The following is a 17,299-nucleotide window of genomic DNA, read 5'->3' on the forward strand; positions in this document are numbered from 1 at the left end:
CGGATCGGACGGCGCGCCGGGGTACGGGGCTTTCGGTGTCACCGCTGGTGGCCTCCTGTGGGGGCCGGCTCCAGGGCCACGCGGCGGGCCAGGCGTGTGGTGGAGCGGCCGTCGAGGTAGGGCAGCAGGAGGACCTGGCCGCCCCAGCTCTCCACCAGGGGCTGCTCGGGCAGTTCGGTGCGGGCGTAGTCGCCGCCCTTGGCCCAGATGTGCGGACGGAGTTCGCCGAGGATGCGTTCCGGCGTGTCCTCGTCGAAGACGGCGACCGCGTCGACACACTCCAGGGCGCGCAGCACCCGGACGCGGTCGGCCGCCGGCACCAGGGGGCGGCCGGCGCCCTTGCGGCGGCGCACGGAGGCGTCGGAGTTCACGCAGACGATCAGGCAGTCGCCGGCCCGGCGCGCGGCCTGGAGGAGCGCGACGTGGCCGGCGTGCAGCAGGTCGAAGCAGCCGCCCGCGGCGACGACCGTGCCGCCCGCGGTCCGGACCCGGCCGGCCAGGCGTACGGCATCCCCGGTGATGTCGCCGCTCGCCGGGGCGGGCTCGGGCTTGTCCGGCCGCTCCTCGGTGGCGAGCGCGCGGGCGCCGCCCTCGGCGACGTAGCGGGTGGCGGCGTGAACGGCGGCCTGTACGGCGTCCTCGGTGAGCGCGCCGTCGGCGAGTTCACCGGCCGCTGCCGCGGCGAACCGGTCGCCGGCGCCGCAGGCGTCGCCCGCCACGGCGGCCGGGGTCGGTACCAGCAGCGGAATCTCGCCGTGGGAGAGCAGAGCGCCGCGGTCGCCGAGGGTCACGGCGACGGCCTGCGCCTGCCAGGCCCGGACGAGGGTGCGCGCGTCCCGGGCGGCGGTGCGCAGCCCCGCCTCGTCGCCTGACCCGTCGACGTCCAGCTGCCGGGCGAAGGTGCGGGCCTCCTGTGCGCAGGGCGTGGCCAGACGGACGCCGGGGAGCGGGGGCAGGCCGCGCACATGGGGATCCCAGACCAGGGGGGCCGTCGTCCGGCCGAGGGCGTCGCGGAGGACGTCGGCGGTGCCCCGGCCGTAGTCGGCGACCAGGATTCCGGCGGCACCGGTGACGGCGTCCTCGGCGGCGCCGGTCGCCGCGCGGGCGCGTCCGTCGCCGTCGTCCAGACGGAGCAGCGGCCGGTCTCCGGCCATGACCCGGGTCTTGCTGCTCAGGGCGCCTTCCAGTGGCACCTCCACCAGGTCCACTCGGCCGGCCAGCAGCCCGCGCAGGGTGTCGCTGGCGGGGTCGTCACCGAGGGCGGTGACGAGCGTGACCGGGCGGCCTTCGGCGGCGGCGAGGCAGGCGGCGAGGGCCGCGCCGCCTGGGCGGGAGGTGCGGCGGGTACCGTGCACCACCGGCACGGGAGCGTCCGGGGCCAGGCGCTCGGCCCGGCCGCACAGGTCGTGATCCAGCAGCGCGTCGCCCACGACGACCAGCGGCGTGCGGGTGCTCGTCATGCGTGTCCCCTCCGGGGGGCGAGGGGCGCGCCGGGCGTGGACCGGCCGACGGTACGGGCCCGGCCGACGAGCCGGCCGACGACGCCCGGTCTGCCGTCCACCCCATCGGAGCCGGCCCGGTCGGCCTCCCCGCGTTCCACGGCCCGGTCGAAGGCCTCGCACAGCATGTGCACGGCGACCAGGTGGAGTTCCTGCACGGTGGCGGCCACCGGCGCGTCCACGCAGAGCGCGTCGTCGGCGCCGAGTTGCAGCGGGTTGGGGGCCCGGCCGGTCAGCGCCCACACTGTCATGCCCCGGCTGCGGGCACGGTCGGCGGCGGTCAGCAGGTTGGCGCTCGCGCCGCTGGTGGACAGCAGCATGAGTACGTCTCCGGGACGGCCGTGGGCGAGGGTCTGCCGGGCGAAGATCTCCTGGACGCCGTAGTCGTTGGCGATCGCCGTCGTGGCGGAGGTGTCGGCGTGCAGGGCGACCGCGGAGAACGGCGGCCGGTCGGCACCGTAGCGGCCGACGAGTTCGGCCGTCAGGTGTTGCGCCTGGGCGGCGCTGCCGCCGTTGCCCGCGACGAGCAGCCGGGCCCCGGCGCCCAGACGGCGGGCGAGTTCGGTGCCCCAGTGTGCGATGAGGCAGCCGTGGTCGCGGAACGCGTCCAGGGCCTTGGCGAGTTCGTCGCAGTGCGTGGTGTCGCCGGCGGTCTTCATCGCATCACCCCCGAGAGCCGGGGGACCGAGGCGACGGCGCCGTACACCCCCGCCACACCGTCCGCCACCCGGTCCCAGGTGTAGTGGGTCAGCACCCGCTGCCGGCCGGCGGCTCCGTACCGGGCGAGCCGGTCGGGATCGGCGAGCAGGGCGCGCACGACGGCGCCGAGGTCGTGGTCGTCGTCGGCCGGGACCAGGACGCCCGTAGTGCCGTCCACGACCGTGTCGAGCTGGCCGCCGACCGCGGTGACGACGACCGGCGTGGCGCAGGACATGGCCTCCAGCGGGACGATGCCGAACGGCTCGTAGCGGGGCAGCGACAGTACTAGGTCGGCGCCGGCCATCAGCCGGGGCATGCGGGCCGGGCAGACTCCGCCGAGCAGGGTGACGCGGTCGATGACGCCGTACTCGCGGGCGATGGTGCACAGGCGTTGGGCCTCGGGGTCGCTGCCGAGCAGATCGGCCTCGGGGCCGCCCGCGACGATCAGTTCGGCGTCGGGGATGCCGGCCAGGGCACGGATGGCGCGGTCGAAGCCCTTGCGGGGCACCAGCCGGCCGACGGACAGCAGCCTCCCGCGCGTGCCGGCACGGCGGGTGCGGGCGGCGGGCGCGAACTGGTCGGGGTCGACGCCGCAGGGCACGACGCGGATCCGGTCCTCGTCCAGGCCCATGGCCTTCAGTTCGGCGACCTCGTCGCGGCAGGTGGCGATGATGCGCGCGCACTCGTGACCGACGGCCTCCTCGATGGCGAGGCGCTGCGGCGGACTGGTGTCGGCGGCACCCTGGTAGCGCTTCTTGACCGTGCCCAGCGCGTGATACGTCTGCACGACCGGGATGCCGAGCTGCCGGGCGCCGGCGAGGGCGGCCAGGCCCGACATCCAGAAGTGGGAGTGCACCACGTCCGGTGGGCTCAGCGACCACTGCCGGGCCAGGAAGGTCCCGAACTCCACCATGTGCGGCAGGAGTTGGTCCTTGGGGACGGGCACGGGCGGTCCGGCGGGGACGTGCACCACCTGCACCCCGTCGATGAGGGTCACCCGGTCCGGCAGGCCCGCCGCGTCCCGCCGGGTGTACACCGTGACCCGGTATCCCTTTCTGGCGAGCTGCCGGGCGACCTGCGCCACGTACACGTTCTGGCCGCCGGCGTCCGGTCCGCCGAGCGCGGCCAGCGGGCTTGCGTGCTCGGAGACCATGGCGATGCGCCCGGCCGTGTGCGGAATGCGGCTCATCGGGTGACCTCCTTGATCAGGCGCTCCCAGTCGTCCAGGAAGCGCCGCTCTCCGTAGCGGACCTGCGCCGCGGCCCGGGCCGCCGTGCCGGTGCGGCGGGCGAGCCCGGGATCGGCGATGAGGGCGCGTACGGCGTCCTCCAGTACGTCGAGGCGGTTCGAGACCACCCCGGCGCCCTCGGGTATCGCCTCGCGCACCTCGGTGGTGTCGAGGGCGACCACCGGCATGCCCAGGAACATCGCCTCCAGCAGCGACAGCCCGAGCGAGGTCCAGCGCACCGGGTGGAGATAGAGCCGGCAGCGGGCCATCTCCCGGTGCAGTTCGTGCTGGGGCAGGTCGCGGGTGCGGCAGCGTTCGGGCGGCAGCCCCAGGTGGTCGGCGAGTCCTTCGGTGCGCATGCCGAAGACGTCCAGGGGCGCGGACCGGGCGAACCGGGGCAGCAGGTCGGTGCCGGTCGTACGGCCCCTGCGCACGGGGTCGTTGACCACGACGGCCGCGCGCCGCTCGGTGCCGCTCCAGCGGTGGCCGGGATCGATGATGCCGTGCTCGACGACCTCGGTGGGGGCCTGTCCGTTGTCCCACATCAGCCGGTTGAAGTGGGTGACGTGCACGACGGCGATCGCCGACTGCGCGGCAAGCGGGTGGAGTTGGCGTTCGGGGGACTCGTCGGGGCTGTTGTGCTCGACGTAGACGGCGGGCACGTCCACTCCGGGCCGCCGGCCGGTCCAGCGCAGGGCCAGGTCGAGTTCGTGCGGCCGTTGCAGCACCATCAGGTCGATGTCGCAGTCCCACAGCTGTTTCTGGGTCCGCTCCTGGACGCTCTCGGGCCAGTCCCAGGTCACGGCCCGGCCGAGCCCGTCGGGTCCGCGGTCGTCGGTGACCGGGACCAGGTAGGTGTGCGGGCCCTGCACGAAGGCGGTGAGCCACGATCCGTGCACATGCCAGACGAGGATGTTCATGTGTGCCGCTCCTGGATGAGTTTGTGCACCGCGCGCACCACGTCCTGTCCGGTGACCTCGTCCAGACACGGGTGTCCGGGCACCGGGCAGGTCAGCGCCCGGGTGTTCGCGCACGGCGCCGACTGGTCGCCGAGCAGGATGGCCGGGACGCCGTACGGCGCCCAGCGCTCGGCCGGGACCACCGGTGCGAACAGGGACACGACCGGGGTGCCGACGGCGGCGGCGAGATGGGCGGGCCCGGTGTTGGCGCTGATGACGACGTCGGCCAGGCGCAGCACCCCGGCGAGGGTGCGCGGGCCGGTCCGCCCGCCGAGGTCGATGCCCACGTCCCCGCTCACGCACCGGGTGAGGATGCGTTCGTGCGGGCCGCCGGTGACGACCACGCGGTGTCCGGCGTCGGTGAGCAGGGCGACCGCGTCCGCGCAGCGCCGTGGGTTCCAGGCGCGGGCGGGGGCACTGGCTCCGGGGTGCAGGACGACGTACGGGCCGTTGCCGGTCAGGGCGCTGGTGTCCGGGGGCGGCAGGACGCGCAGCCGGCCCTCGTCCCCGGGAGGCGGCCGGAAGCCCATGGCGGCGGCGGTGTCGAGGGCCGCCTCCACCTCGTGCCGGCCCGGCAGCCGCCGGTGCCGTACGTCGAGCAGCCGCCCGGGGTGGTCGACGCTGTCGGCGCCGATCCGGCCGATGCCGGCGAGGCGCAATAGCAGTGCGGTGGGCAGGGAGCTCTGGTGGAAGGAGGTGAGGACGAGCGCGGCGTCGAAGGCCCCGGCGCGCAGCCTGTCCAGCAGGGTGTCGATGTCGGCCGGACTCACGTCGGGCGGATCGAAGCCCTCCCAGGGCGCCTCCCACACCAGCACCTCGTCGACGCCGGGCAGCAGGTGGGCGGCGTTCGCGCCGCGCGGACCGCACAGCATGGTGACGTGCGCGCTGTGGGCGGCGACGGCACGCACGGCCGGCCCGGCGAGCAGCACATCACCGAAGCTGTCGAGCCGGACGACGAGGACCTTCATGGCGACAGCCTCCGTCCCGGAACCGCCGCGTCCCCCTCGGACGGCCACACCCGGTCCGGAGCCGCCGCGCCCTGCCGGGACGGGCGCGCCCCGGCCGGAGACGCCGAGTCCGGCGACGGCCACAGGGGCCGGCCGGGAACCGCGGGGTCGGCCGGGGGTGACGGCGTCCGGCCAGGGGCTGTTGGCTGCGGCGAGCACGACCGCATCCGGCCGGCGGCCGTAGCGTCCGACAACTCCGACAACGGGGACGGGGACGGGAACCGTACCCGTCCGGGGGCCGTGGCCCTCGGCGAAACCGAGCACATCGCGCCCGCGCCCTCCGGCGAAGCCGAGCGCGTCCCGTCCGGGTCCGCCGCGGCCGTAAGTGCCGTACGCACCGCGGTGAGCAGGTCGGGGGCGCTCTGTGCGGCGAAGCGGGCCACCTCGTCGGGTGCGGTGGCCGCGTTCGGTACGAGCACCCCGCGGGCGCCCGCCGCCCGTGCCGCCAGGACGTCGGCGGCGATGTCGCCGATCACCAGGCACACGCCGGGCGGGACACCGAGCCGCGCGGCGGCGGCGAGGACCAGACCGGGGCGCGGCTTGCGGCAGTCGCAGCCGGCATCCGGGGCGTGCGGGCAGAACAGCCAGGTGTCCAGGCCGCCCAGCAGGGCGTCGGCGCGCTCGTTGACCCGGTGTACGGCGTCGGCGGTGAGCAGTCCGCGCCCGATGCCGGACTGGTTGCTGATCACCCCGGTGGCCAGGCCGTGGGAGCGCACGAGCTCGACGGCCGCCGCGGCGCCGGGCAGGAGCCGGACGCGGTCGGGGTCGCCGTTGTAGGGCACGTCCGCCACGAGAGTGCCGTCGCGGTCGAACAGGACGGCGGAGCAGGGATTCACCCGGCACCTCCCAGGGGCTCGGCGTGCCGGTGGCGGACGACTCCGCGCAGCCAGTGCCGGACGGCGAGGGGCGGGATGAGCACGCTGGTGCCGAGCATCCCGGCGATCTCACGGGCGGTACGGGGGCCGGGCAGGATCCGGGCGAGGGCGAACTCGGCGGTGCCGAGCGTCCACAGGGCCGCGCAGACGGCCGCGGCGCGCCGGCGTCCGGCCGAGGCGCAGACGGCCGCGGCAAGCGCGGCACCGGTCACGGCGAGGTGGCGGGGCAGCCGGCCGCGCGGTGCCCGGGCGCGGGCCCACCAGTCGCGGCCGTGCAGCCGGTTCATCAGCGCGTCGTCGGCGTTGCCGCGCTGCGCGGGCAGCGAGGCCCACCAGTGGGCCGGGCGGACCGGGTGACAGGTGATCCGGCGGCCCCGCCGCAGGGTCCAGCCGGCCCGCTGCACCCTGAGGGCGAGGTCGGCGTCCTCGCGGAAGGCGCGCGGGAAGCGTTCGTCGAAACCGCCTGCCCGGGCGAGCGCCTCGGTGCGGTAGGCCATGTCGGCGGTGGCCCAGGCGGCGTTCTCCAGGCCCTTGGTGCCTCGTTCCCAGTCGGTGGGCCGGCGGTCCGGGGGCAGGGGGACACGCAGTTGTCCCTGGATGCCGCCGACGTCCGCACCGGCCTCCCGCAGGTCCTCGGCGAGCAGCCGGGACCAGTCCGGGAACACCTGGACGTCGTCGTCGAGGAAGACCGTCCAGGGTGTCCCGGCCGTACGCCAGCCGGCGTTGCGGGCGGCGGCCGGGCCCTTGCCGCCGGTGCGCAGGGTCCGTATCCGGTCGCGCAGCGGCCCGGCCGCCGCCAGCGGCAGGTCGCCGTCGCGCTCGGGCCGGTCGTCCACGACGATCACCTCGTGCGGCGGGTGCCCCTCGGCCTCGGCGAGCGCGCGCAGGCACTCGGCGAGGCAGGGGCGGCCGATCGTCGGGACGACGACGGTGTAGGCGGGTGCGTCGGTCATGCGAACGCCTTCCCGCGGCGGATCGCGAACGGGCCGAGCACCAGCAGGTCCACGGGTGCGGAGCCGAAGCACTCCAGCGCGTCGCGCGGGTCGTCGACCATGGGCCGGCCGGCGGTGTTCAGGCTGGTGTTGACGACCACCGGCAGCCCGGTGCGCCGCTCGAACCCGTCGATCACGTGCGCGACCAGGGGTTCCTGGGCGCGGTCGACGGTCTGGATGCGGGCGGTGCCGTCGACGTGGACCACGGCGGGGATGCGGTCCCTCCAGTCGGCGGCCACGTCGTGCACGAAGAGCATGTGCGGGCTGGGCAGCGGCCCGTCGAAGATCTCGGCCGCGCGTTCCGCGAGCACCATGGGCGCGACCGGCCGGAACTCCTCTCGGCCCTTGACCGCGTTGAGCCGTTCCAGGTTCACGGCCCGTCCGGGGTGGGCGAGCAGTGAGCGGTGGCCGAGGGCGCGCGGCCCGTACTCGCTGCGGCCCTGGAACCAGGCCACGATCCCGTCGGCGGCCAGCGCCTCGGCGGCCGTCTCGGCGATGTCGGCGGGCTCCTCGTACGGTACGGCGGCCCGCTCCAGCCACTCGCGCAGCTCGGCGTCGCTCCAGCCCCGGCCGAGGGCGGCGGTCGGCATCGGCTCCAGCGTGTCCTTCTGGCCGGCGACGTGCGCGGCCGCGCCCAGGGCCGTACCGGCGTCGCCTGCGGCGGGCTGCACCCACACGTGCTCGAAGCCGCTCTCCCGCCACAGCCGGGTGTTGGCGACGCAGTTCAGCGCCACACCGCCGGCCATGGTCAGCGCGTCCTCGCCGGTGCACTCGCGCAGCCACCGGGCCAGGGCGAGCATGGCCTCCTCCAGGCAGAGTTGGGCGCTGGCCGCGAGGTCGGCGTGGTCCCGGCTCCATGCACCACCGGGCGGGCGCGGCGGGACGAGGTCGGCCCAGGGGACCGGCCGGGCACGGAAACCGCCCCGGTCGTCGGCCCGGACGTACTCCCGCAGTCGCCCGGCGAAGCGCGGGGTGCCGTAGGAGGCGAGCGCCATCACCTTGAACTCGTCGCTGCTGCGCAGGAAGCCGAGGTGCTGGGTGAGGTCCTCGTAGAACAGGCCGAGGGAATCCGGGAGTTGCTGGGTGCGCAGGACGGTCAGCTCGCGGTCGGTGTAGCGGCCGGCCAGATGGGAGCCGCACTCGCCGCGGCCGTCGAGGACCAGGACGGCGCAGTCCGGGTACGGCGAGACCGGCCCGGCGGAGGCGGCGTGCGCCACATGGTGGGGGACGAACCGCACCTTGGCCGGGTCGAGCCCGGGCAGGGCGTCGGCGAGGAAGTTCGGGGCCTGGCGGGCGTACTCCTGGCGCACGTGGTCCCAGGGGTCGTCGAGGCCCATCCGGTCGGCGGGGCGGGCGAGCGAGGGGTCGTAGGAGTAGGCGACGGCGTCCAGGTCGGACGGCGTGAGGCCGGCCTGGTCCAGGCACCAGCGGGCGGACTGCTCGGGCAGTTCCCACGCGGAGAAGGGGACCGGCCGCTTGCCGTGTTTGCGGCGCGAGAACCGTTCCTCCTCCGCCGCCGCCACGACCCTGCCGTCGGTGAGCAGGGCGGCCGCGGGGTCGTGGAAGAGTGCGTTGATACCGAGGACGTGCATGTGCTGTCTCCAGGACGCTGGCGGTCGGGGGTCAGGACTGCGGCCCGGATGTGCCTCCCGGGGGCCGCCGCGCCGACTCCTCGCCCGGCGGCTCCGGCGGCGGCTCACCGACCGGCGGCTTCCGTGCCGACTCGGCGAACGGCGGCTCCGGCGCGGGCCCGGCGACCGGCGGCACCCGGCCCGGCTCAGCGAACGGCGGCGGGGAGGCCGGCTCCTCCCCCGGGCCGGAGGCCGGCTCCCTCTCCGGCTGCTGGGCGGCGAAGTAGGCGATGGTCTGCTTCAGCCCCTCCTCCCAGGGGATCTGGGGTGACCAGCCGAGCAGTTCGCGCGCGAGGGTGGTGTCGGGGCGACGTCGGCCCGGGTCGTCGACGGGCCGGTCGATGAACGCGATCGGTGACCGGGAGCCGGTCAGGGCGACCACCCGGCGGGCCAGGTCACCGACGGTGATCTCGTCGCTGCCGCCGATGTTCACCGGCCGCACGGACCTGCTCGCGGCCACCCGCAGGACACCGTCGACGGTGTCGTCGACGTAGCACAGCGAGCGGGTCTGGCTGCCGTCACCGGTCACCGTGACCGCCTCCCCGGCCAGTGCCTGGCAGATGAAGGTGGGCACCGCGCGGCCGTCGTGGGCCCGCATCCGCGGCCCGTAAGTGTTGAACAGCCGCACGACCCCGGCGTCGGTGCGCCTGGTCCCGGCGTGCGCGGTGACAAGTGCCTCGGCGAACCGTTTGGACTCGTCGTACACGCTGCGCGGCCCGACCGGGTTCACATTGCCCCAGTAGCCCTCGTGCTGCGGGTGCACCAGCGGATCGCCGTACACCTCGGAGGTCGACGCGAGCAGGAGGCGCGCCCCGTCGCGCTCGGCGATCGCGAGCGCGTTGCGGGTGCCGAGACTGCCGACGTCCAGAGTCTCCAGGGGCAGGCGCAGATAGTCGGCCGGCGAGGCCGGGCAGGCGAAGTGCAGCACCAGGTCGTACGGCCCCGGCAGCAGCTCCACACACTCCGGCGCACAGACGTCGAGCTGTACGAACCGGAAACCGGGCCGGTCCTCGAAAGGGGCGACGTTCGCCCGCCGCCCGCAGGCGAGATTGTCGGCGCAGTCGACTTCGACCCCCGAATCCAGCAGCCTTTCGCACAGATGTGAGCCGAGAAAGCCGGCGCCTCCGGTCACCAGGGCGCGCCGCCAGAAAAACGGTGTGTCACCAGTCATGGGGGGCTGTTCCTTCGTCACGTCGTCGCACCCTGGGAACGCCCCTGCCTGGGCGTTCGGCGCGTGCCGCGTCACCGGCCCGAATGTGTCGGGCCGCTGAGGGAAGTACTGGGAAAATCAAGAAGAGGGCTGGGCCCCGCTGGTCCGGAGGGCCGCCCTGGACGGCCGCCGCTTGCTGGACGGCATGGGCGCCAGAGTTCCCCTGCCACAGTTGGTTTCACCCGTTGCACTCTCATTGTCCGGAAGGCCGGGTCCTCGCGCGACTCCAACGACGTCGGAGCAGGTGGAGACGACTGGCGGCGACACCTCGCAGGGAGCTGGACGCGGCCGGGGACGTGCTCGCCCAGCGGCGCACGCACCCGCCTGAAGGTGGAAAAGGTGATCCCTCCTCGCCAACAGCTTCGGCACGGTCATCGGCCTGCGCCTGGCCCGTGACCACCCCGAGCGGCACTCGGCGTACGTCGGCACCGACCAGAACATCGTCGGCGGGGACCGGGACACCTCCGCCTGCGAGGCGCTGCCGGCCCGCCTGGAGACGGCGGGCCGGAAGAAGCAACTGGCGAGGACGAACGCCATCGGCCCCGACCGGTCGGCCTGGTCGGCCCACGAATCGGCCGAACCGACCCGGCGGGCATCCGGCACGACACCGCGTGGAGCCCGGGCTTCCGTCCCGGCGAGCTGTCGCTGGAGGCGGTCCGGCCGGAGGCGTACGACACCCTGCTCTTCGTGTGCGGCCCGCTGCACGGACCCCAAGTCGACGCGCTGCATGCCAGGTTCAGGGCCTGTCGACGACCGGCCGCCGAGGTCGACGCGCGGCTCAGCGGCCGGCCGGCCAGGGCTGCGCACGCCTCCCGGCCGGGACCCGCCTGGCCGCGGACGACAGGCGGCTGCGCCACGGCCGAGCAGTTCCTGGCGCTGGTCGCCCGCTGCGGCCTCGTCGTCACCACCCGGCTGCCGGCCTGGTGCGGGCCCTGAACACCGGCGCCCCGGTGATCGCCGTGGGCCCGGTCGCGGGCGGTGCCAGGGCAGCGCCCAGGCCCGGGCCATGGGCCGGCCGGCGCTGGTGGACGCCGGGGCGGTGAGCGAGGAGTTGCTGGACCACTGGTGGCGGTGGGCGCGGTCCGGGGCGGGCCGGCCGGCCGCGGCCCGGCACTCGGCGCGCCGATCACGCACGGACACCCCGTGTAGCGCGGCGTACCCGGGGCACTCGGCGCGGCGACGGCAGGCCGCTCATCGGCCGCCGATGTCTCGCAGGAGGTGACGACATGGGTCACGGCGGAAACGTCATCCAGGAGCTGACGACCGATCACCGTGAGGTGGAGGAGATCTTCGACCGTATCGCGGCGCTGCCGCCCGGTTCGGAGGACCGCAAGGCGCTCGCCGACCAGGCGACGATCGAGCTGGTACGGCACTCGGTCGCGGAGGAGTCCTATCTGTACCCGGCGGTGCGCGAGCACATCACCGGCGGGGACGCCATGGCCGACAAGGAGATCGAGGACCACGCCAAGGCCGAGCAGATCATGAAGGACATGGAGGGCCTGCAGGCGGACGATGCCCGGTTCGACGCGCTCATGGCACAGCTGATGAGCGAGATTCGGTCCCATGTGATGGACGAGGAGCAGAACCTCTTCCCGAAGCTGGAGGCGGCCTGCTCGGCGGACACGCTGATGAACCTCGGCGACAAGGTGCGCCGCGCCAAGAAGATGGCCCCCACCCGTCCGCACCCCTCGGCGCCGGACACTCCCCCGGCCAACAAGCTGCTGGCTCCGGGAGCGGGCCTGGTCGACCGGATGCGCGACGCGCTGTCCGGGCGGGGGAAGGAGAGCTGAGGGACGGGGCGCCCGGGCCGGCCCAGGACGGGCCGGCCGGCCTCGGCGCCACGGCCCCGATCAGCGCCGTATCGGCGGGGCCGCCCTGCCGCCATGAAAGGTACGGGTTGACAGGTCACCGGCACGACAGGACCCGCACGCCGACCCGTCCCGGGACTCTCAGAGCCACGACCGCACGCCGTCTCCGGAACGGGAGCGGCAGTGGCGGCGGACGGTTCGGCACAGGAGGCGGAACGCCTGGAAGAGGGTCAGGGGCCACAGCAGCGCGAAGCACCACAGCAGTGCGGGGTCCGAGGTACGGACGCCCATGACGGCCGCGAACGCCGAGGCGATGCCCAGCAGCAGCACCGCCACCGGCAGCCACACCTCTCGACGGGTGTCGCCCATGCGCCGCGCGAACCTGCGGTCCTGGCTGAGGGAGCTCTCGATCTGCAGCAGCGCGAGTCGTTCGCGCGGCGAAAGCCGTACCTCGTCGTGCATCTCCCATGTCTCCCAGTCGTCCACGGCAACGGAACTCCTCCGCCCATCGGCGGTTTCCGTCCCCGGGCACCCGAGTTCCCCGGACGGCCCGGCCGATGCGGAGCCGCGATCCCCCCGGGCCCTGCTCGGTGATGCCCTGTCCGGGCCTCGCGGTGTGCGCACTCTGCCTGGTCGACGCCGGATTCCCAGCCCTGCCAGGCGCGTTGGGCGTACCGGCGGCCGGCGGTCCGCCTCGGTGACCCGCTGCTCACGGTCCGGGCACAGGATGCCGATCAACGTTCCGTAGTGTGGCGCGGCGGCAGGTCACGGCCATACTGAGGGCTCGTGCGATGGCTTACGCGCTGCACCTGGCCGCCGCGCGAGCCCCCGTCGTGGAGCACTGCTACCCCGGCCACCTCATTCGGCTGTGAACCGGAGCAGCCGGGGCGTGCGGTTGTGACGCTTCACGGAAATCGGCTCGGACGCCAAAACGGTCGCGACTTCCGGTCACCGCAATGGCGTCGATGGTTCAGGGGCGGCGCTGCGGCACACTGTCGTGGACCCGCTTGGGGTCGGTGACCGCAACCGGCTCCAGGACCTCTTCGATACGGGCCATGAGGTCGGCCTCCAGCACGACACCGGACGCCTTGGCGTTATCCTCGACCTGCTCCGGACGCGAGGCACCGATAATGGCGGCCGAGACGTTGGCGTTCTGCAGCACCCAGGCCACGGCCAGTTGCGCGAGCGACAGCCCGGCCTCGACGGCCAGCGGCTTCAGCCGCTGAACGGCCTCCAGCACCTCGTCGCGCATCCACCGCGCGATCATGTCGGCCCCGCCCTTGTCATCGGTGGCCCGCGAGCCCTGCGGAGGCCGGCGACCGGGCTCGTACTTGCCCGTCAGCACGCCCTGCGCGATCGGAGAAAACACCACCTGACCCATGCCCAGTTCCTCGCAGGTGGGCACGACCTCTCCCTCGATCACCCGCCACAAGGCGTTGTACTGGGGCTGATTGGACACCAGAGTGATGTGCAGTTCCCGCGCCAGCGCGTGAGCTCGCCGGATCTGCTCCGCGGGCCACTCGGAAACACCGATGTAGTGGGCCTTGCCGGAGTGGACGATGTCGGCGAACGCCTCCATCGTCTCCTCCAGAGGCGTGGCCACGTCGTACCGGTGCGCCTGGTACAGATCCACGTAGTCGGTCCGCAGGCGTCGCAGCGATCCTTCGATCGACTCCATGATGTGCTTGCGCGAGAGCCCCCGATCGTTGCGACCCGGTCCGGTCGGCCAGTACACCTTGGTGAGGATCTCCAGTCCCTCGCGGCGCTCGCCCTTCAGCGCATCGCCCAGGACCGACTCGGCACGCGTTGCCGCATAGACATCGGCCGTGTCGAAGGTGGTGATGCCGAGGTCGAGCGCCGCGCGCACGCACGCGGTCGCCGCCTCCGCCTCCACCTGCGAGCCATGGGTCAGCCAGTTGCCGTAGGCAATCTCGCTGATGACCAGGCCACTGCGGCCGAGCTGGCGATATTCCATAGGGGCAGTCCTTTGGTCGGCTCTGCGAGGCAGTCGGCACGGCCCGGTGCGAGCGCACCATGGTCTGCCGCCGGCTCGGCATCCGGGGGTTGCTGGAGGGATGCTTGACAGGGCCATCATCAGATCATTTCGTGCCCCCGGACAACAGCACTTGCCTACTGCTGCCGGACGTACTCGGCAGTCGCGTTCCCCTGCCCCTCCGCGGCTCCGTCAGCCCTGGACGGCCATTTCCCCGAGCAGGGACCAGTCGTCCTGCTCCAGGACCGCGTTCACGATGCGGGGGGTCTCGACCAGGTGGGGTGGCAGGGTCTGCTGCGCCGACTTGAAGTGGGCGGACTGGACATGCGCGGCACCGGCGTCACCGTCCCGGAACGCCTCGACGAGCACATACTCGGTCGGATCGTCGAGGCTGCGCGACCAGTCGAACCACAGACAGCCGGGCTCACTGCGAGTGGCCTCCGTGAACTCTCGCGAGATCTCGGGCCACCTCTCCGCGTACTCCGGCTTGATCCGGAACTTGGCCGTGATAAAGATCATTTCACGCTCCCTGATCGCATTTGATCTTCACTCATCCTAGGACGACGGGCGGCCGCCGCGCATGGGGCCGCTGGGCCCGCTGCTTGCAGGGGGCATATGCGGGGTGACATCGGGAAACTCGGGAGCCGGCACCCCTTGTGAACGTTGGAGGGAGCAGGACATGAGCCAGGTCAGGACGAGTTCATCGGATCTTCCGCAGCCGTTTCGGGCAGTCGGTTCCGGGCTGCGCCGGCTGCCCGGAGCCCAGCAGGTGGGCAAGGCCGCCGACCGCGCGCTGGAGTGGATCGGAGCGATCTCTCCACGCGGTCGGCGGATGGCGGTCTACACCGGAGCCGGGGTGCTCGGCGTCGCCGGGGTGGTGGAATGGCCCGTGGCTCTCACCGGCGCGGCCGTGGCGTGGCTGACCCAGCCGGGCCCCCGACGAGGCGCCCAGGAGGAGGCACCCAAGGCCGACAGGGCTGGAAACGCCGAGAACGACACTCAGTACGGCAGGCGGCCCCCTCCAGCCGACGCCGGCCTTGCCCGCACGGACTCCGCCGGCACCTTGTCGCAGCACCGCGGTCCCGGCGACAGGCTGGAGCCTTCCCACTTCCGCCACGAGAGCCACCCGCACGAGGAACCCGCCAGGGTCGGTGACTCTGCCACGGCGTCTGCGCTCAAGCAGGTCGCGGAAGCCTCCGCACACCACCGGGGCCGGGAACCAGGTCCGTCCAGCGGGCATCCGTCAGAAGACCAAGCCCTTTAGCGGGCCGAGGCGGCGGTTGACGGTCGGCCGAGGCGGCTGCCCGGCAGGCGCGGGTAGCGTACGCAGCGGAGCGGGCGCGTCCGTGGCGGCTGCTGGACAGCCGCCACGCGAGTTCGCTCGGCACCTGTCCTCCGGCGCTGCTTCGGGGGTGCTCCCGCGCCCAGCTCCACGTGGACGGCATGAGCTGAGACCGCATGGCAACAGGGCGCTCTACGCCCCATCCTCTTCAACCCCAGCCGCGCGACTCCTTCACCCGCCTCACCGGCTTGGTCATATTCTCACCCTCCGCTGAACTTCGCCTTTCACGCCGCTGAACTTCGCCTTTCATGCCGCGGTTATCTTCCCAGCAGAGTCATGGTCAGCTTTGTAGTCAGGAGACCGGTGCGGTGAAGCGACGCAACATGGGCGGCAGGTTCCACGTCCCGCTGGCCACCGTGCTCCTGGCGCTCTCCGTAGGCGGCTGTGGCACGAGCGGTGGCAACGCAACTGGTCCGGCGGCCACCACCGCCGGCGGCACGCCCGGGACCGCGTCGCACGTCACGACGGCTGAGCCTGCCGCCTGGCGGAAGTGGGGCCTGACACCGCTGCCCGCGGCTCCCGAGCCCCCGGCGGACAAACCCATCAAGCTGTCCGCGACCGGCCCGGTTCCGGTCTTCGCCCACGTACCGACATCCCAGAAGGTCGTCTTCATCACCGTCGACGACGGACTGGAGAAGGACCCCAAGTTCATCGAGATGATGCGGGACTTGAAGATCCCGATCACGATGTTCCTGATGAACGACGCCATCAAGTCGGACTACGGGTACTTCAAGCGACTGCAGGCGTTGGGCAACCACATCCAGAACCACACCCTGCACCATCCCGCGATGAACACCATCCCACTGGTCCGCCAGAAGCAAGAGGTGTGCGGGGACCAGAAGATCCTCACGCAGCAGTTCGGCACCGCCCCGTTCCTCTTCCGGCCGCCCTACGGGGCGTACAACGACAACACCAAGATCGCGGTGGGAGAGTGCGGGCCGCGAGCGATCGTCTGGTGGCGCGAGTCCATGCAGATTCGCAATATGCAGTACCAAGAGCCAGGCGGGAAGCTGCGTCCCGGCGACATCATCCTCGCCCATTTCCGCGGCCCTGCGGAGCTCAAGGGCGCCACCATGACGGAGATGTTCGCGAATCTGCTCAGGCGCATCCGGGAACAGGGCTTCGCGGTGGCCCGCCTGGAGGACTACATCCAGCCGCCGGCCGGACAGTGAACCGGCCAGAAATCAGTGCGTCTCGCAGCCGTTGCACCCTTCGGCGCCGGGGCGCAGGCCGCGCGGTATGAGCGGCGGCCGGGCGGATCGGGTCGGAACCTCGCCCGATATTTGCTCATCTATCTGACAGACATCGCATCTCGTAGTTCCGCGAGAAACCTTGAACCCCTCGGGTCAAGGGCCATGGAAAGCCCCGGGCAAGCCCTCGCGACGAAGCGCGGGCGGCGCCGGGCGGAGAGCGCAGGCAGGTAACAGCCCATGGATCTCACGAGCAACAAAGTGCTGATGCTGGCGATCGTTCTCGCCGTACTGCTGTTCGCCGGCACGGTGTGGTTGTGGCCGCGGCTGGCCCGGCGGAGCTGGCGGGCCGTCAGCGGCCGGGTCGGTCTGCTCCTGACCACCCAGCTGGCGCTGTTCGCCTCGGTGGGCCTCGCCGCCAACCAGGCCTTCGGGTTCTACGCCAGCTGGGCGGACCTGTTCGGCCAGGAGAACGGCCAGGGGGTGGTCGTCGACCATATAGCGGGCGGTGGCGACAGCCCCGTCCAGGTGGTCTCCACGTCCCATGTCCTCGGCGCGAGCAGCGCACTGCCGCAGGTGGCCGGGCAGATCCAGAAGGTCGACATCATCGGCCGTACGACACACCTCGCCACGCCGGCGTTCGTGTACCTGCCTCCGGAGTACTTCAAGGCGCAGAACAGCGCGCGCAGGTTCCCGGTGTCCGTGGTTCTCACGGGTTACCCGGGCACGGCTCAGGCACTGGTGGACAAGCTGCACTATCCGAGCACCGCCCAGCAGCTGGCCAAGCAGGGGAAGATGCAGCCGATGATCCTGGTGATGCTGCGGCCGACCGTGGCGCCGCCGCGGGACACCGAGTGCGTCGACGT

At 73.0% G+C, this 17,299-nt stretch carries 16 protein-coding genes and 1 pseudogene; 5 read left to right on the forward strand and 12 right to left on the reverse strand.

Annotated elements, in window-relative coordinates; genetic code table 11:
- Positions 1–38: 38 nt before the first annotated feature.
- The 9 genes and pseudogenes from ACZ5NH_RS37485 to ACZ5NH_RS37525 all read right to left on the reverse strand — a co-directional run.
- The gene (locus ACZ5NH_RS37485) at positions 39–1,460 is read right to left on the reverse strand and encodes a PfkB family carbohydrate kinase (RefSeq protein ID WP_468781783.1); all 1,422 of its coding nucleotides are present in this window, start codon (positions 1,458–1,460) and stop codon (positions 39–41) included.
- Positions 1,457–2,158 carry a D-sedoheptulose-7-phosphate isomerase gene (locus ACZ5NH_RS37490; RefSeq protein WP_468781785.1) on the reverse strand — a complete coding sequence of 234 codons (702 nt, stop codon included), beginning with the start codon at positions 2,156–2,158 and terminating at the stop codon, positions 1,457–1,459. Before ACZ5NH_RS37490 ends, ACZ5NH_RS37485 begins: the two co-directional genes overlap by 4 nt.
- Complete coding sequence (locus tag ACZ5NH_RS37495) at positions 2,155–3,387, reverse strand: glycosyltransferase (RefSeq protein WP_468781787.1); 1,233 nt, start codon at positions 3,385–3,387, stop codon at positions 2,155–2,157. Before ACZ5NH_RS37495 ends, ACZ5NH_RS37490 begins: the two co-directional genes overlap by 4 nt.
- The gene (locus ACZ5NH_RS37500; RefSeq protein ID WP_468781789.1) at positions 3,384–4,346 is read right to left on the reverse strand and encodes a glycosyltransferase; all 963 of its coding nucleotides are present in this window, start codon (positions 4,344–4,346) and stop codon (positions 3,384–3,386) included. The genes ACZ5NH_RS37495 and ACZ5NH_RS37500 overlap by 4 nt, the downstream gene beginning before the upstream one ends.
- On the reverse strand, positions 4,343–5,353 hold the full coding sequence (locus ACZ5NH_RS37505; RefSeq protein WP_468781791.1) for a glycosyltransferase family 9 protein: 1,011 nt from the start codon (positions 5,351–5,353) through the stop codon (positions 4,343–4,345). The genes ACZ5NH_RS37500 and ACZ5NH_RS37505 overlap by 4 nt, the downstream gene beginning before the upstream one ends.
- Positions 5,350–6,228: a D-glycero-alpha-D-manno-heptose-1,7-bisphosphate 7-phosphatase gene (locus tag ACZ5NH_RS37510; RefSeq protein WP_468781793.1), complete on the reverse strand. Its 879-nt coding sequence runs from the start codon at positions 6,226–6,228 to the stop codon at positions 5,350–5,352. Before ACZ5NH_RS37510 ends, ACZ5NH_RS37505 begins: the two co-directional genes overlap by 4 nt.
- Complete coding sequence (locus tag ACZ5NH_RS37515) at positions 6,225–7,220, reverse strand: glycosyltransferase family 2 protein (RefSeq protein ID WP_468781795.1); 996 nt, start codon at positions 7,218–7,220, stop codon at positions 6,225–6,227. The genes ACZ5NH_RS37510 and ACZ5NH_RS37515 overlap by 4 nt, the downstream gene beginning before the upstream one ends.
- Positions 7,217–8,851: a carbamoyltransferase family protein gene (locus ACZ5NH_RS37520; RefSeq protein WP_468781797.1), complete on the reverse strand. Its 1,635-nt coding sequence runs from the start codon at positions 8,849–8,851 to the stop codon at positions 7,217–7,219. Before ACZ5NH_RS37520 ends, ACZ5NH_RS37515 begins: the two co-directional genes overlap by 4 nt.
- A gap of 256 nt (positions 8,852–9,107) precedes the next feature.
- Positions 9,108–10,061: pseudogene (locus tag ACZ5NH_RS37525) on the reverse strand (NAD-dependent epimerase/dehydratase family protein); the annotation flags it as partial.
- Positions 10,062–10,787: 726 nt separating this feature from the next.
- On the opposite strand from ACZ5NH_RS37525, the gene ACZ5NH_RS37530 reads away from it, so the two are divergent.
- Entirely contained in the window at positions 10,788–11,036 is a 249-nt protein-coding gene (locus ACZ5NH_RS37530) for a hypothetical protein (RefSeq protein ID WP_468781799.1), read from the forward strand.
- A gap of 290 nt (positions 11,037–11,326) precedes the next feature.
- Positions 11,327–11,890 carry a hemerythrin domain-containing protein gene (locus tag ACZ5NH_RS37535; RefSeq protein ID WP_468781801.1) on the forward strand — a complete coding sequence of 188 codons (564 nt, stop codon included), beginning with the start codon at positions 11,327–11,329 and terminating at the stop codon, positions 11,888–11,890.
- Between the two features lie 159 nt (positions 11,891–12,049).
- Here ACZ5NH_RS37535 and ACZ5NH_RS37540 read toward each other — a convergent pair whose 3' ends face one another.
- The 3 genes from ACZ5NH_RS37540 to ACZ5NH_RS37550 form a co-directional block, all read right to left on the reverse strand.
- Positions 12,050–12,394 carry a DUF3040 domain-containing protein gene (locus ACZ5NH_RS37540; RefSeq protein WP_468781803.1) on the reverse strand — a complete coding sequence of 115 codons (345 nt, stop codon included), beginning with the start codon at positions 12,392–12,394 and terminating at the stop codon, positions 12,050–12,052.
- A gap of 484 nt (positions 12,395–12,878) precedes the next feature.
- On the reverse strand, positions 12,879–13,883 hold the full coding sequence (locus tag ACZ5NH_RS37545) for an aldo/keto reductase family protein (RefSeq protein ID WP_468781805.1): 1,005 nt from the start codon (positions 13,881–13,883) through the stop codon (positions 12,879–12,881).
- A gap of 210 nt (positions 13,884–14,093) precedes the next feature.
- Positions 14,094–14,420 (reverse strand): putative quinol monooxygenase, encoded by a 327-nt coding sequence (locus ACZ5NH_RS37550; protein WP_388633995.1) that lies wholly within the window; start codon positions 14,418–14,420, stop codon positions 14,094–14,096.
- Positions 14,421–14,580: 160 nt separating this feature from the next.
- Between ACZ5NH_RS37550 and ACZ5NH_RS37555 the strand changes: the two genes are divergently transcribed.
- From ACZ5NH_RS37555 to ACZ5NH_RS37565, 3 genes are all read left to right on the forward strand, one after another.
- Entirely contained in the window at positions 14,581–15,165 is a 585-nt protein-coding gene (locus ACZ5NH_RS37555) for a hypothetical protein (RefSeq protein ID WP_468781807.1), read from the forward strand.
- A 386-nt stretch (positions 15,166–15,551) separates the two neighbouring features.
- Positions 15,552–16,415 carry a polysaccharide deacetylase family protein gene (locus tag ACZ5NH_RS37560; protein WP_468781809.1) on the forward strand — a complete coding sequence of 288 codons (864 nt, stop codon included), beginning with the start codon at positions 15,552–15,554 and terminating at the stop codon, positions 16,413–16,415.
- A 258-nt stretch (positions 16,416–16,673) separates the two neighbouring features.
- On the forward strand, positions 16,674–17,299 hold a 626-nt coding region (locus tag ACZ5NH_RS37565; RefSeq protein ID WP_468781811.1), incomplete at its 3' end, for an alpha/beta hydrolase.

It is taken from the genome of Streptomyces sp. NPDC031426, from assembly GCF_055581585.1.